The sequence below is a fragment of the Brachybacterium tyrofermentans genome, from assembly GCF_039526165.1.
In the GTDB taxonomy this organism is placed as follows: domain Bacteria; phylum Actinomycetota; class Actinomycetes; order Actinomycetales; family Dermabacteraceae; genus Brachybacterium; species Brachybacterium tyrofermentans.
Window position 1 is genome coordinate 20,655 of sequence record NZ_BAAAIR010000027.1, and the last position, 13,932, is coordinate 34,586.

At 69.3% G+C, this 13,932-nt stretch carries 10 protein-coding genes; 3 read left to right on the top strand and 7 right to left on the bottom strand.

The genetic code is table 11. The features are described from left to right. Window positions 1-6: 6 nt before the first annotated feature. Window positions 7-3,267 (top strand): GH92 family glycosyl hydrolase, encoded by a 3,261-nt coding sequence (locus tag ABD093_RS05515; RefSeq protein WP_343923000.1) that lies wholly within the window; start codon window positions 7-9, stop codon window positions 3,265-3,267. A 41-nt stretch (window positions 3,268-3,308) separates the two neighbouring features. On the opposite strand, the gene ABD093_RS05520 is transcribed toward ABD093_RS05515, so the two are convergent. The 7 genes from ABD093_RS05520 to ABD093_RS05550 all read right to left on the bottom strand — a co-directional run bounded on the left by ABD093_RS05520 (window position 3,309) and on the right by ABD093_RS05550 (window position 12,448). Further along, window positions 3,309-4,325: a LacI family DNA-binding transcriptional regulator gene (locus tag ABD093_RS05520; protein WP_343923002.1), complete on the bottom strand. Its 1,017-nt coding sequence runs from the start codon at window positions 4,323-4,325 to the stop codon at window positions 3,309-3,311. Window positions 4,326-4,392: 67 nt separating this feature from the next. Further along, window positions 4,393-5,406 (bottom strand): LacI family DNA-binding transcriptional regulator, encoded by a 1,014-nt coding sequence (locus ABD093_RS05525; RefSeq protein WP_319021509.1) that lies wholly within the window; start codon window positions 5,404-5,406, stop codon window positions 4,393-4,395. A gap of 80 nt (window positions 5,407-5,486) precedes the next feature. Then, window positions 5,487-6,608 carry a substrate-binding domain-containing protein gene (locus ABD093_RS05530; protein ID WP_343923004.1) on the bottom strand — a complete coding sequence of 374 codons (1,122 nt, stop codon included), beginning with the start codon at window positions 6,606-6,608 and terminating at the stop codon, window positions 5,487-5,489. 132 nt (window positions 6,609-6,740) lie between these two features. After that, the gene (locus tag ABD093_RS05535) at window positions 6,741-8,012 is read right to left on the bottom strand and encodes a sugar ABC transporter permease (RefSeq protein WP_343923006.1); all 1,272 of its coding nucleotides are present in this window, start codon (window positions 8,010-8,012) and stop codon (window positions 6,741-6,743) included. Between the two features lie 27 nt (window positions 8,013-8,039). Next, the gene (mmsA, locus tag ABD093_RS05540) at window positions 8,040-9,587 is read right to left on the bottom strand and encodes a multiple monosaccharide ABC transporter ATP-binding protein (protein WP_193107415.1); all 1,548 of its coding nucleotides are present in this window, start codon (window positions 9,585-9,587) and stop codon (window positions 8,040-8,042) included. Between the two features lie 340 nt (window positions 9,588-9,927). Further along, window positions 9,928-11,658: a GH39 family glycosyl hydrolase gene (locus tag ABD093_RS05545; RefSeq protein WP_343923008.1), complete on the bottom strand. Its 1,731-nt coding sequence runs from the start codon at window positions 11,656-11,658 to the stop codon at window positions 9,928-9,930. A gap of 184 nt (window positions 11,659-11,842) precedes the next feature. Further along, on the bottom strand, window positions 11,843-12,448 hold the full coding sequence (locus ABD093_RS05550) for a flavin reductase family protein (RefSeq protein WP_343923010.1): 606 nt from the start codon (window positions 12,446-12,448) through the stop codon (window positions 11,843-11,845). A gap of 294 nt (window positions 12,449-12,742) precedes the next feature. Here ABD093_RS05550 and ABD093_RS05555 point away from each other — a divergent pair, with 294 nt between their 5' ends. Both ABD093_RS05555 and ABD093_RS05560 read left to right on the top strand, forming a co-directional pair. Further along, window positions 12,743-13,393, top strand: coding sequence for a VOC family protein (locus tag ABD093_RS05555; protein WP_343923012.1), 651 nt, complete (start codon window positions 12,743-12,745; stop codon window positions 13,391-13,393). 74 nt (window positions 13,394-13,467) lie between these two features. Then, window positions 13,468-13,920, top strand: a complete 453-nt coding sequence (locus tag ABD093_RS05560) for a hypothetical protein (protein WP_193116504.1) — start codon at window positions 13,468-13,470, stop codon at window positions 13,918-13,920. Window positions 13,921-13,932 lie beyond the last annotated feature (12 nt).

A 13,932-nucleotide genomic window follows, 5' to 3' on the forward strand; every position in this document is an offset into this window, starting at 1 on the left:
CAGACGATGTCGCATCGCCGCCTCGCCCCGTTCATCGCGTTCGCAGCCGCACTGAGCCTGGCCGCCCCGCTCGCCTCCGCCGCGCCGACGGACGCGGCCTCCCCGGCCGACTCGGTCGACCTCGTGAACCCCTTCATCGGCTCCCAGGCCGAGGGGAACACCTTTCCCGGAGCGAGCCTGCCCTTCGGGATGGTGCAGCTCTCCCCGGACACCGGGCACTACGCCGGGTACCGGTACACCGACGACCGCATCCGGGGCTTCTCGATGACCCACGTCTCGGGCGTGGGCTGCGGGCTGGGCGGCGATCTGCCCATGACCCCGATGACCGGACGGCCGGACTCCACCGACTACGGCGAGTACGCGCAGCCCTTCCGGCACGAGACCGAATCGGCCTCCCCGGGGTCCTACCAGGTGACCCTCGATGACCCTGATGGTGCGGTGACCGCGGAGCTCACCGCCACCACCCGCACCGGGCAGCAGCGACTGACCTACGAGGGCTCCGAGGAGTCGGGCCTGATGCTCAACGCCAGGCAGGCGCTGCACGGGATGAGGAGCTCGAAGGTCGAGGTCCTCGACGCCCGCACGATCCGCACGACGGTCGAGGGCTCCGGCTTCTGCCAGGAGACCGAGCCGTACACGCTGCACTTCCTGACCACCTTCGACCGCGACATCGAGAACGTCGACCTCTTCGACGGCGACGAGTTCACCGCCGCGAGCACCGATGGCTCCGCCGCCACCGAGGGGGAGTCGCGGCAGGGAGCCTGGATCGGCTTCGACACCACGCAGGACCAGGACGTCGAGGTCACCACCTCGTTGTCCTGGGTCGACGCGGAGGGTGCCGCCGGGAACCTGGCCGAAGAGGGCGGGCGCAGCTTCGACGAGGTGCGTGATGCCGCCCGCAGCATCTGGCAGGAGCGGCTCGACGCCATCGCGGTCGAGGGCGGGACCGAGGAGCAGCAGAGCACCTTCTACTCCTCCCTGTACCGCAGCCTGCTGGGACCGCACCGCGGCGACGACGTCGACGGCCGCTACCTGGGCTGGGACGACGAGGTCCACACCGCCGACGGCCACGGGTACTACCAGACCTCCTCGCTGTGGGACACCTACCGCACCCAGATCCAGCTGCTGGCGCTGATCGCCCCGCAGGAGGCGCGGGACCAGTCGATCTCCCTGATCCTGCAGGGCGAGCAGAGCGGGCGGCTCCCGCGCTGGGGATGGGGACCGGTCGAGACCAACGTGATGACCGGCGACCCCGTCACCCCGCAGCTCGTCACGGCCCAGCAGTACGGACTCCTCGAGGGCTGGGAGGATCGACTCTGGACGCAGCTGGTCCAGAACGCCGACACCGTCCCGTCGACGGGCCATCCGGCCAACGGGCGCGCCGGCAACGACCACTACCTCGAGCACGGGTACGTGCCCGCCGAGACCGGGGCGGAGTGCAGACCGGGCGACTGCGACCTGGACCATGCAGGGTCGGCGACGATGGAGTACGCGGTCGCCGATGCGGCGATGTCGGTGCTCGCCGAGGACCTCGGCCACGAGGACGACGCGCTCCGCTACGCCGAGCGTTCCCGCTCCTGGGAGAGCATCATCAACCCGGATACAGGGTTCCCCCAGCCCCGCGATGCCGACGGGGTCTTCGTCGGCGATCCGGACCCGGCCTTCACCAAGGGGTTCCATGAGGGCACCTCCTGGCAGTACAACTGGCTGGTCCCGCAGGACGTGCCGGGGCTGATCGCGAAGATCGGCGGCACGGAGGCCACCAACGAGCGTCTGGACAGCTTCTTCGCCTACGACCAGCTGCTCACGGACCCCGAGGGGACCGCCCGCGACGTCTGGGTCAACAGCGCCTACGACTACTACGGGACCTCCCGCTACAACCCGCAGAACGAGCCGGACCTGCACGCCCCCTACCTCTACCTGTGGACGGGGCAGCCCTGGAAGAGCTCGGACGTGGTGCGGGCGGCGCTCACCCTGTTCTCGGACAACCCCTCCGGCATCACCGGCAATGACGACGTCGGCACCATGTCCGCCTGGCACGTGCTGTCCTCGCTGGGCATCTACCCGGCGATCGCCGGCACTGACGTCCTGACGATCGGGTCCCCGGTCTTCGACCGCGCCGTGATCGACCTGCCGGAGCCGTTCTACGACGGTGATCTGGTGATCGAGGCGCCCGGCACCTCGCAGGACGCCCGCTATGTCCAGCAGGTGGAGCTCGACGGCCGCACGCACCGCCAGAGCTGGCTGACCGCCGCCGACCTGCGCGACGGGGCGGACCTCGATATCGGCCTCGGCACCGAGCCCTCGGACTGGGCCACCCGCCGCGGCGAGCAGCCGCCGGCCCCGGTCCCCGGGCGTGGAGAGCGACAGCAGGAGGATCTCGGCGCCGCGCTCACCACCGAGGCGCCGCTGACAGTGATCTCGGGCGAGGAGACGACGATCGACGCCACTGTGTCGGCCGTGCTGACCGGGCGCGGCGAGATCACGGCCGACGTCGCCCTCACCTCCGACGATGCTGTCGCCGTGACCCCGGAGCAGGGGGAGCTGCGCGTGCAGGGAGACGGTTCCCCGCAGCGCGCCGAGCTGCCCGTGACGCTGACCGTCCCGGCCGATGCTCCCGCGGGCGAGCACACCGTCACCGCGACGGTGACCTCCCGGCTCGGCACCGTCGAGTCCGAGCTGGTGGTGCAGGTGCTGGATACCGGCTGCGAGGCGGCGGGCTCCCAGTGCATCGTGCCGCTGGAGGATGCGCTCACCCTGGACGGCGTCGCCACGCTCGAGGACACCTCGGCGGGGGACTTCGACGGAAAGGGATGGGCCTTCGCGGGCGATGAGCTGCCGGCGCCCGGCGAGGCGCTGGTCGACGACGTGGTGATGCGGATCCCCTCGACCGAGGGCACGGACCCGAACCTGGCGGTCGGCCCCTTCACTGTCGAGGTCGGGCAGCTCACCCAGCGGCTGACCCTGCTCGCCACCGCCCGCAACGGCGATACGAGCGACGTGCCGCTGACCCTCACCTACGCCGACGGCAGCGCCGAGGAGACCACGGTCTCGGTCGGGGACTGGGCAGGCGGCTCACCGAAGTTCGACAACCGGCCGGGCCTCCACCAGGAGTACCGGATCGAGAACGGGGTCGGCCGGGTAGGACCGGAGACCGATCTGTGGCTGCTCGACGTCCCGGCCGACCCGACCCGGGAACTGACCTCGATCACGGTCGGCGACGACCCCGACCTCGCCGTGATGGCGGTGACGGCGCAGCGCGCCTGACCCGCGCCGCCGCAGAGGCGGGCCGGATCGCCGCAGCGTGGTCACTCCAGCGGCGTCGCCGTGGAGCGGCGCACGACCAGCTCGGTCGGCAGCCGCACCCGGCGGCGCCGCCCTGCTCGGCCATGGATCCTCTCCAGCAGCATCTCGGCGCCGACGGTCCCCATGTCGGCGGGGGAGTTCGAGACCACGCTGACCCCCAGCACGTCGGCGAGCTCGACGTCGTCGAAACCGATCAGCGCGGGAGGATGCGCGGCGTCCGCCACCGCGCGCATCCCGCCGACCGCCATCCGGTTGTTGGTGGCGAACACCGCGGTGGGCGGGGAGGGTAGTGTCAGCAGCTGTCGCATCGCGGCCTCGGCCCCGTCGGCGTCGTGGGCGTCGGTGATGATGAGACCCTCGTCGATCGGCACCTCGGCCTCGGCCAGGGCGCGGCGCACGCCGGCGATCCGCTCGCGATGGGTGGGCAGAGAGCCGAGATCGCCGATGACTCCGATCCGCCGGTGCCCCTGGGCCAGCAGGTGGTCGATGGCCGCACGGGATCCTCCGACGTTGTCGAACATGACCTCGTCGACCTCCAGGCCGTGGCCCGGTCGGTCCAGGAACACCGTCGGGGTGCGGCTCTCCGCGTGATGCTGCAGATGACGGTGGTCCGTGCGCGAGGAGACGACGAGCAGGCCGGCGACACGACGCTCGAGGAAACCGCTGATGACGCGTGCCTCCGAGGCCGGGTCCTCGTCGCTGACTCCCGTGAACAGGAGCAGGCCCTGTGCGGCCAGCACCTGGCCGGCGGCATAGGCGATCGCCAGGTAGAAGGGGTTGGAGACGTCCGCGATGACCATCGCGACGACGTTCGATGTGCGGTGCGAGCGCAGGTCGCGCGCCAGGAGGTTCGGGCGGTACCCGAGCTCGGCGGCAGCCTTCTTCACCCGTTCGTAGGTGATCGGCGCGACGTGCGCCTCATCGTTGAGCGCGCGGGACGCCGTCTTGATGCTGACCCCGGCGGCCTCGGCGACCTGCCGCAGGGTGGGGAGTCCCCGCAACGCGTCGTGCGTGGACATTGGGCTCCCTCGACAACTGCTCCGGCATGGTTGTGAGCATGATAGTCGCGCCCGCCCTGCCCTGTTCTCAGCCGCCGCATCCGCACGACTGCCGCAGGGTCAGGGTCGTCCCGAGGACCAGGTGCTCCACCGGCAGCGAGTGGTCCTCGAGGCGCGCGAGCAGTCGTTGTGTGGCGCGGTGGCCGAGCTGCCCCGGGTCCTGCTTCACCACGCTGATCGCGGGGTCGAGCAGGTCCGCGTGACCGAAGTCGTCGAAGCCCATCAGGGCGATCTCCCGCTGCAGCCCTCGCTGCTGGAGGGCCCGTACCGCTCCCGTGGTGATCTGGTTGCGGGCGGTGAACACCGCGGTCGGCGGGTCCTCGCCGTCGAGGAGGTCGAGCAGCGCCTGCGCGGTCTCCGCCTCGGTCGTGAGTCCGTCGACGACCTGGAGGTCGTTCGCGGGCAGTCCGGCGTCCTCCCATCGGCGTCGCGCACCGGCGATGCGCTGGGCAGCAGTGTGCAGCGTACCGAGATGGGTGAGTACCGCGACGCGGCGATGTCCGTGGTCGATGAGGTGCGCGATCGCGTCCCGGGCGCCCTGGGTGCTGTCTGCCATCACCGTGTCCACTGTGATCCCGTGGGGTGGGCGGTCGACGGCCACGATCGGGGTGCCCAGGTCGATCTCGTGCTGGAGGTAGGAGAGATCGCCGGGGGAGGGCATAAGGACGAGCCCGTCCACACGACGGGCCAGGAGGCCGAGTGCGAGCTGGCGCTCGCGGTCGGGATCTTCGTCGGTGCTTCCCGTGAAGATGCTGACGCGGTGCTGTTGAGCGGCGTCCTCGATCGCTCGGTGGAGGGCGGCGTCGAACTCGTTGTCGACGCTCGCGACGAGGAGCCCGAGGCTGTCGGTGCGGCCGGTGGCGCGTCGCAGGTTCCCGGCGGTCATGTCGCGCCTGTAGTGCAGCTCGGCGGCGGCCAGATGCACCCTCTCCGCTGTCCGCTCGGTGACCCCGGGCTCCCCGTTGATCACGCGGGAGACCGTCTTGAAGCCCACGCCGGCGCGTGCGGCGACGTCCTTCATCGTGGGGCGTTTCCTCGCCACCAAGGGCTCCTCTCAACAGAGGTGGCTCCATGGTCGAGCGACCATGGAGCCACCTGCTGCGTTTCGTCCTGCGGGAGGGTTCAGCCGTCCAGGAGTGCCAGGCGATCGGGGTCGTCGGCGAAGACCTCCTTGGCGTTCTCCTTCGTCACCACCACCGGGTCCAGGGCGTAGATCGGTACGTCGATCGTCCCGTTGTTCTCGGTCTCGTCGGCCGCCGGGGGCTCCTCGCCCTTCTGGTAGGCGGAGATGATCTCGATGGTCTTCGCGACGAGGTCCTTCGTGGGCTTGTGGACGGTGGAGTACTGATCGCCCTTCCAGATGGAGGTGATCGATTCGGTCTCTGCGTCCAGGCCGTCGACGACGGGGACGTCCTGGCCGGCGGCCGTGCAGGACGTGATGATCGCGCGGGCGATCCCGTCGTTGGGGGAGAGCACGCCGTCGATCTGCTTGTCGGAGTAGTTCGCTGCGAGGATCGAGTCCATGCGGCTCTGGGCCTTGCCGTTGTCCCAGTCCTGGGTGGCGGCCTGCTGGAAGTCCACCTGCCCGGAGACGACCACGACGGTGCCGTCGTCGATCTTCGGCTGGAGCACGGACATCGCGCCGGTGAAGAAGTTCGGGGCGTTGGGGTCCGCGGGGCCGCCGCCGAACAGCTCGATGTTGTAGGGGCCCTCGCCCTTGCGCTCGGCGAGACCGTCGAGCAGCGACTGGCCCTGCAGCTCGCCGGTGCGGATGCTGCCGAACTGCACCACGGCGTCGACCGCGTCGGTGTTCTCGATCAGTCGGTCGTAGCCGATGATCCGCACGCCGGCGTCCTTCGCGGCCTTCAGGGCGCTGCCGAGCTGGGTGCCGTCGATGGGGCCGACGACGATCGCCTTCGCCCCCTGCTGGACCATGGCTTCGATCTGCTGCTGCTGCTGGGGAACCTTGTTGTCAGCCGCCTGCACGAGCGCGGTGAAACCTGCCTCCTTCAGCTGCGCCGTGAACAGGTCCTGGGCCTCCGCCCAGTTCTGCGTGCCGAGCCAGGGGAGGGACACCCCGACGGTCGCGTCGGCGTCGAACCCGCCGCCGTCGCCCGCGTCGTCCCCGCCGCCGGTGCCCTCGGCGGTGCGGCCTCCGCCGCACGCGGCGAGGAGGAGGGAGGTTGTGGCGGCGACGCCGCCCAGGGCGAGGGTCCTTCTCGTCACGGTCTTCGTGGTCTTCATGGGATCTCCTTGTGAGGATGGGTGCCCGCCATCGGGCTCCCAGATGAGGTGATGCGGGGGAGGTGATACGGGGTGGGGTGGTGCGGGAGGATGGTGCGCCCGGGGAGGCTGTCGCCCGGTCGCCCAGGGGGACTACTGCCCGGTTGCGCCGGGGGTCGTGGGGGCGATCTGCACGGTCTCGGCGGTGGTCTCCGACTTGGTTCGATCTCCGAAGAGGCGCCCGCTGATCGAGGGGCGGCCCTGCTGCTTGTTGTAGACGTCGAAGGCGACGGCGGCGAGGAGCACGAGTCCCTTGATCACCTGGGTCTTGTCCTGGCCCACTCCCATGAGGAACAGGCCCGAGTTCAGGGAGGCCATCACGAGGCCGCCGATCATGGTCGCGGTGACGGTGCCGATCCCGCCGGAGACGGCGGCGCCGCCGATGAACACTGCGGCGATCGCGTCGAGCTCCCACATGTTGCCGTCCGAGGGGCCGGCGGAGGTGGCCCGGGCGACGAACAGGATCCCGGCGAGAGCGGCGAGGAACGACATGTTCACCATGACCAGGAAGTAGACCTTGTCCACGCTCACGCCGGAGAGGGCCGCGGCCTGCTTGTTGCCGCCCACGGCGTAGATGTGGCGGCCGAACGTAGTGCGCTGGGTGATGACGTGGTAGATGATCACCAGCGCCACGAGGATCACGCCCGGCACCGGGAACGACGTGCCGGGGCGGCCGCTGCCGAACAGGAAGGTGACATAGGCGAGGACCGCGCCGACGAGCACCACGCGGATGATCACGGCGGCGAAGCTCAGGCCGGTCTCACCATCCGCGACCCGGCGGCGGTAGGTGCTGATCTGGCTCCACGCGTACAGGGCGATCGCGAGGATCCCCAGCAGCAGGGTGGAGTTGTTGAGGTACGTCCAGGCGGGGCCCCATTCGGGGAGGTAGCCCGCGCCCAGCACGTTCAGCTCGGGCGGCACGGGGACGCTCACGGATCCGCTGATCCAGATCACGCCGCCGCGGAAGAGCATCATGCCGGCCAGCGTGGTGATGAACCCGGGGATCCCGATCTTCGCGAGCCAGAACCCGTGCCAGCACCCGATGAGGGCGCCGATCACGAGGCCGGCCAGCAGCGCCGCCCACCACGGGAAGTGGAGGTCGCGCGCCGAGAGGGCGACGCACATGCCGACGAATCCGGCGACCGAGCCGACGGACAGGTCGATGTGGCCGATGACGATCACCATCACCATGCCGATCGCGAGGATCAGCACGTAGGCGTTGCCGGCGATGAGGTTCTGCATGTTCCCGGGGGTGAGCATCTTGCCCCCGGAGGCGAGGTGGAAGCCCAGGAGGAGCGCCACGAGGGCGAACACCATCGTGAACTGACGGAAGTCCGTCCCGAAGACCTGCTTCACTGCATTCATTGTTTTGTTCTCTCGTTCCTGCGCCGGTCAGGCAGCGGATCCGACGGTGGTGGTCATCATGCGCATGAGCGTTTCCTGGTCGGCCTCGGAGCGAGGAACCTCCCCGGAGATGCGTCCTTCGCAGATGGTGTAGATGCGGTCGCAGATCCCCAGGACCTCGGGGAGCTCCGAGGAGATGACGATGACGGCCTTCCCCTGGTCGGCGAGGTCCTGGATGAGGCGGTAGATCTCGAACTTCGCGCCGACGTCGATGCCGCGGGTGGGCTCGTCGAGGATCAGCACGTCGGGCTCGGGGAACAGCCACTTCGCGAGCACGACCTTCTGCTGGTTGCCGCCCGAGAGGGTGGCGACGCCGACGTCGATGCCGGGGGTCTTGATCCGCAATGACTTGCGGTACCTCTCTGCGACGGTGCGCTCCATCGCGTCGTCGATGAGCCCCCGACGCACGACGGCGCGCAGGTTCGCCGAGACGATCGTGTCCTTGATGCTGTCCAGGAGGTTCAGGCCGAGGAGTTTGCGGTCCTCGGAGACGTAGGCGAGGCGGTGGCGGATCGCCTCGCGGACGGTCTTCAGCTCGACGGGTGCGCCGTGGAGGAAGATCTGGCCGGACTTGTGCACGCCGTAGGAGCGGCCGAACAGGGAGCGTGCGAGCTCGGTGCGGCCGGCGCCCATGAGGCCGGCGAAGCCGACGATCTCGCCGCGGCGTGCCACGAAGCTCTCGTCCTTGCAGACCAGCTTGCCGGGCACGGTGGGGTGCTCGACAGTCCAGCCCTGCACCTCGAGGATGACCTCGCCGCCGGTGTTCGGCTCGTGATCGGGGTACCGGTTGTCGAGCGAGCGACCCACCATGGCCCGGATGATCCGGTCCTCGTCGACCTGGCCAGCCTCCACGTCGTAGGTCTCCACGGTGCGGCCGTCACGGATCACGGTGACCGCGTCGGAGACCTCGGCGATCTCGTTGAGCTTGTGGGAGATCATGATCGAGGTGATCCCCTTGGCCTTCAGTCCCTTCATGAGGGTGAGCAGGTTCGCGGAGTCATCCTCGTTCAGGGCGGAGGTGGGCTCGTCGAGGATCAGGATCTTCACGTTCTTCGCGAGCGCCTTGGCGATCTCGACGAGCTGCTGCTGCCCGACGCCCAGCGTCTTGATCTGGGTGCCGGGGTCGACGTCCAGGCCCACCCGGGCCAGCAGGTCCAGGCTGCGTCGCCGCAGGGTGCGCCGGTCGATGAGCCCCTTGGCGACGATCTCGTTGCCCAGGAAGATGTTGTCCTCCACGGAGAGCTCGGGGATGAGGGCGAGCTCCTGGTGGATGATGACGATGCCGACGCTCTCGGAGGACTTGATGTCCTTGAAGGCCATCTCCTCGCTCTCGAACAGGATGCTCCCGCTGTAGGTGCCATGGGGGTAGACCCCGGAGAGCACCTTCATGAGAGTCGACTTGCCGGCGCCGTTCTCGCCGCAGATCGCATGGATGTCACCCCGGCGGACGGTCATCGTGACGTCGTCCAGAGCCCGGACGCCCGGGAACAGCTTGGTGATGGTGCGCATCTCCAAGATCGCGTGCGGATCGCGCATGGGAACCTCCACTCCTCATCGAGTGCGACCGCAGACCGGTCGACAACGTTGTCATCATAGGGGTGAAGGGGCCGACGATTCCGCCGAGAACAGATCACAGGAACGTCACGGTTGAGGAAAGCGGCATCCGCGGCCGCTCTGTGAATGCCTCGAGATCCTCCGGTGTGAAGGGGTCCGCTGCCTGATGGGCCCATCAGGCAGGCAGAGGGGCTCTTCAGAGGTGAAGGTGCTGGTGCCGGTGTCCGCGATCCCGCAGGGCGGGGTCGAGCACGTGGCGAGGAGGCGACGTGCACCACGACCGAGCCGAGCGAACGTATCCGCGACAGTCCGGGGGAGCGGATCAGCGGGCCTCCTCCAGCACGAGCAGGGAGACGGAAGGCAGCGGGAGCTCGAGCGTCAGCTCGAGGGTGCCCTCGGCGCTCGCCGTCACGTCGACCGCCGCCGTCAGCTCCTCGAGCCCTTCTCGCGCATGGATCTGGGCGAGCTGCTCATCGCTGGGGACCTGCGGGGATCCCAGACTCTCCCAGACGGTGTGACTGTTGGAGTGCTCGGCATCGATGCGGTGATGGGTGAGCCGGTACGCGACGGCCTCGAGCCCGCGCACGGTGAGGGAGACCGGGGTCGGTGCGTCGGCGGTGCGGTACTGGTCGTCGGTGTGCCGCCAGAGAGCGGTGACGATCCGACCGTCGCTGTCGCGGGAGGCGAGCACGTCGACCTCCTCGGGCATGGCGCGGCCGCCTGCCTGATCGAGGAGCTCGACCCCATGGGCGACGTCGCTCGTGGCCTCCACCCGGGTCTCCCCGAGGTGCGACAGGAGCCGATAGGCATTCAGCAGCGGCTTCTCGATGCGGTCCGCGGTGAGGAACGCGCGGGTGCCCTCGAAGTAGCGCTCGCCCTCGAAGTAGAAGGCCCACGACATCGCCTGCTGGATGTTCGCGCTCTCGAGGTCGCTGAGGTCCAGCAGCTTCTTCATGAGCTTGACCTGGAACACCGGGTAGTACTCGGTGTTCTGGAAGCGGAAGTTCGCGTTGTCGTAGAACGAGAAGTGGGCAGGGACCCCCGCGTCGCACTCGTCGATAATCGCCGGCAGCATCCGATAGGCGGGGAACTGCGCCATGACGCGCAGCATCGAGCGCACCTCGTAGAGCATCTTGTGGGCCGACGGGCTCTGCTGCTCCGGGGCGTCGCCGCCGGTGGGCCCGTACACGCGCCACGGGGTGAAGGAGGAGCCCTTGGTGTGGAAGGAGACGAAGTCCAGCGGCAGGTCATGCTCGTCGGTGTAGGCGAGGAAGCCGTGCAGGAACTCGGTGCCACCGCCGGTCACGGCCGGGCCGCCCACTGTCGCCTCCGGCAGCACGCTGCGGATCCCGTCCACGGTCGCCGCGTACAGCTCGTGGAACTGCTCGGGGGTGCCGCGCCAGTAGAAGATGTCCGGTTCGTTCCACAGCTCCCACAGCCAGGTGTCCACCTCGTCGGCGCCGTAGCGCTCCAGGCAGTGCGCGGCCACCGCGGCGATCAGGTCGCGCCACCGGTCGTCGTCGCGCGGCGGGTAGGCCCACTGGCCAGCCTCGTAGGCCGAGTACGCAGTGGGGCTGTAGGGGATCGTCAGCTCGTCGGCCTCTGGAGGGAGGAGGTCCCGCGGCGTGAAGCCGATCTCGACGAGCACGTGGTGACCGGCCTCGACGATCGCGTCGTAGGCCTGGTCGAGGATCGTGAAGTCGTAGAACGGGGCGCCCTGGGAATCCTCGTGATAGACGTTCCCGTTGCCCCAGTGGGGGATCCCGAAGCCGGAGCCCGAGCACAGCGCGTAGTGGGGGCGGATGTGGAACCCGGTGCTGGTGAGGTCGCCGAAGGTGTTCAGGAGGTGACGCCCGGTGGGCGTGTACGTCCAGTTGATCTCGTCGAAGCCGACGCTCTCCCACAGCCTGGTGAGCGTCCCGACCTCGCGGCCGGCTTCGATCTGAACCGTAGCGGCGGTGACGTGCGGGGCATCGGGATCGCTCGGGGCGTTGGGCGGGAAGGCCCGGGCACTGGTGAGGTTCTCGTGGGTGGGCTTGGCGGTCGTGGACACGCGCGGTCACTGCCTTTCGGGGCTTCACGGAGGCTGCCTGGCAGGCTACGCGCTCGCACGGCACATGGGAATGCGCTGTCCACTCGAATGTCCCGCGCACCCCTCCGCGCAGCCCGCCACGCACAGCTGGCCCCGCTCCTCGGCGCGAGATCATGGACAACCCGCCCTGAGCTGGTCCGGGCGCTCAGCCCGGCCGGTGCAGATCGAACTTCTGGGCGGCGTCGATCCCGAAGTACGCGCTCGGCCCTCCACCGCGCAGCACAGGGTCAGCTGCTGCGGTGTCGAAGAGTCCCTCGACCAGCAGCGAGTCATCGATGTGGACGGCGACGACCTCGCCCACGACGAACGAGGAGCCGGATGGCTGGCCGGAGACTGCCTGGAGGTCGGTGATCTGGGTGACGCGGCACTCGAAGTTCACCGGAGAAGCGGCCACTCGGGGCGCGGCGATCTCGCTCGATGCAGCGGCCTCCAGCCCCGCGATGTCGAACTCGTCGACCTCAGCGGTCGTCGAGGAGGCGTTCATCCTCTCCGCCAGAGAGCGAGTGACCAGATTCCAGGTGAACTCGCCCGTCTCCTGGCAGTTGGCGACCGTGTCCTTCCAGGCGTTGCTGGAGAACCCCACGAGAGGCGGCTGGTAGTTCAGCGCGTTGAAGAACGAATAGGGGGCGAGATTGCGGCGGCCACGAGCGTCGAGCGTGCCGATCCAGCCGATGGGGCGCGGCCCGACGATGGCGTTGAACGGGTCGTGGGGCAGCCGGTGCCCCTCCGCGGGCCGATAGAAGTGGATCATCGACTCATTGTGTCGGACCATCCGTACCAGAATCGTCGCCCCGTCGGCTCCCTGCCGGCACCGCCCCGCGCCCGTCGTCCGCCTGTGTGCTCGGGCACTGCGCGTCCCCTGGGACGGCTGAGCGTTCGCGATCGGGCTGTGCACCTTCTCCTGGACTGCGCGGCGACAGGGCGCACAGTCCGGCAAGCCGGGTAACGTCATAGCCATCGACGGTGGCCCCGTCTCGACGGAGCCCGCCACCTCCTGCTCTTCCTCGGCCTCGCCGAGACCCCGACCTCCCTGAAGGAGCGCCCCATGAGCGTCCCCCGCCTGCTCGACCACATCGTCATCGCCGGCCCCGACCTGGCCGAGATCGTGGACTGGTTCCGCGAGCTCACCGGCGTCACCGCCGCGCCCGGCGGCACCCACCCCACCGGCACCGCCAACGCGCTGGTGGCCCTCACCGTGGACGGCGCGAAGCGCCCGCACTACCTCGAGCTGATCGGCCCCGATCCGGAGCGCGAGGGCGAGGAGCTGCCCAAGACCTTCAGCATCAACCGCCTGAAGAAGCCCACCCTCATCACCTACGCCGTGCACCCCGAGGGCATCGACCAGGTCGTCGAGCGCGCCCGCGCCGCCAGCTTCGATCCCGGTGACGTGGAGGAGCTCTCCCGCACCACGGCGGACGGCACGCAGCTGCAGTGGCGGCTCACCCAGGCCGCGGCTCCGCGCAACTACGCCGTCCCCTTCCTCATCGACTGGGGCACGGCCACGCAGCCGGGCCTGGGTGACCTGCCCTCGATCGAGCTGGTCTCCTTCGAGCGCATCGAGGTCAACCCCGCCCCGCAGCAGAAGTCCCTCGACGCCCTCGGCCTCGAGGACGGCGTCGCCGAGATCCGCGAAGCCCGCGGCTCCCGCTTCGTGCTGCAGCTGCGCACCGAGGACGGCCGAGACATCGAGATCTGAGGCGCGGCCCCGCGTACTCTGACGCCCACGAACCTGACGCTCACGAACCTGACGCTCACGACGACGGGAGAACCATGGCGACGAAGAAGCTCACGAACCTGGTCCCGAAGGGAAACACGCTCGTCAACCTCGCGATGACGATGAGCCCCTTCGCCATCGCGCTGATCAGGAAGGCCGCGGACAACCCCGAGGTGTGGCAGAAGGTCCAGGAGCAGATCCTGCGGCTCGTCCAGCACGAAGGGGACACCCCGGAGGACATGCGCCGGACGATCGAGGCTCTGCGCGAGCAGATCGGGTACCTGACCGACTCGGCCGACGACGACGCCGAGGCGAAGCAGGCCGAGACCTGGGCGAAGCAGCTGGAGCAGCTCGACCGAGCCGCGGCGCTCCTGATGGCCCCCGGCGCGACCCGTAAGCAGAAGAAGACGCTCAGGAAGAAGATCGGCACCCTGCGGGCAGACATCCTCAAGGCGTTCATCGCCGAGGTGGACGAGGACGCGCAGAAGGAAGGCACCTCGGGCGCGTAGCGGCCACGAGAG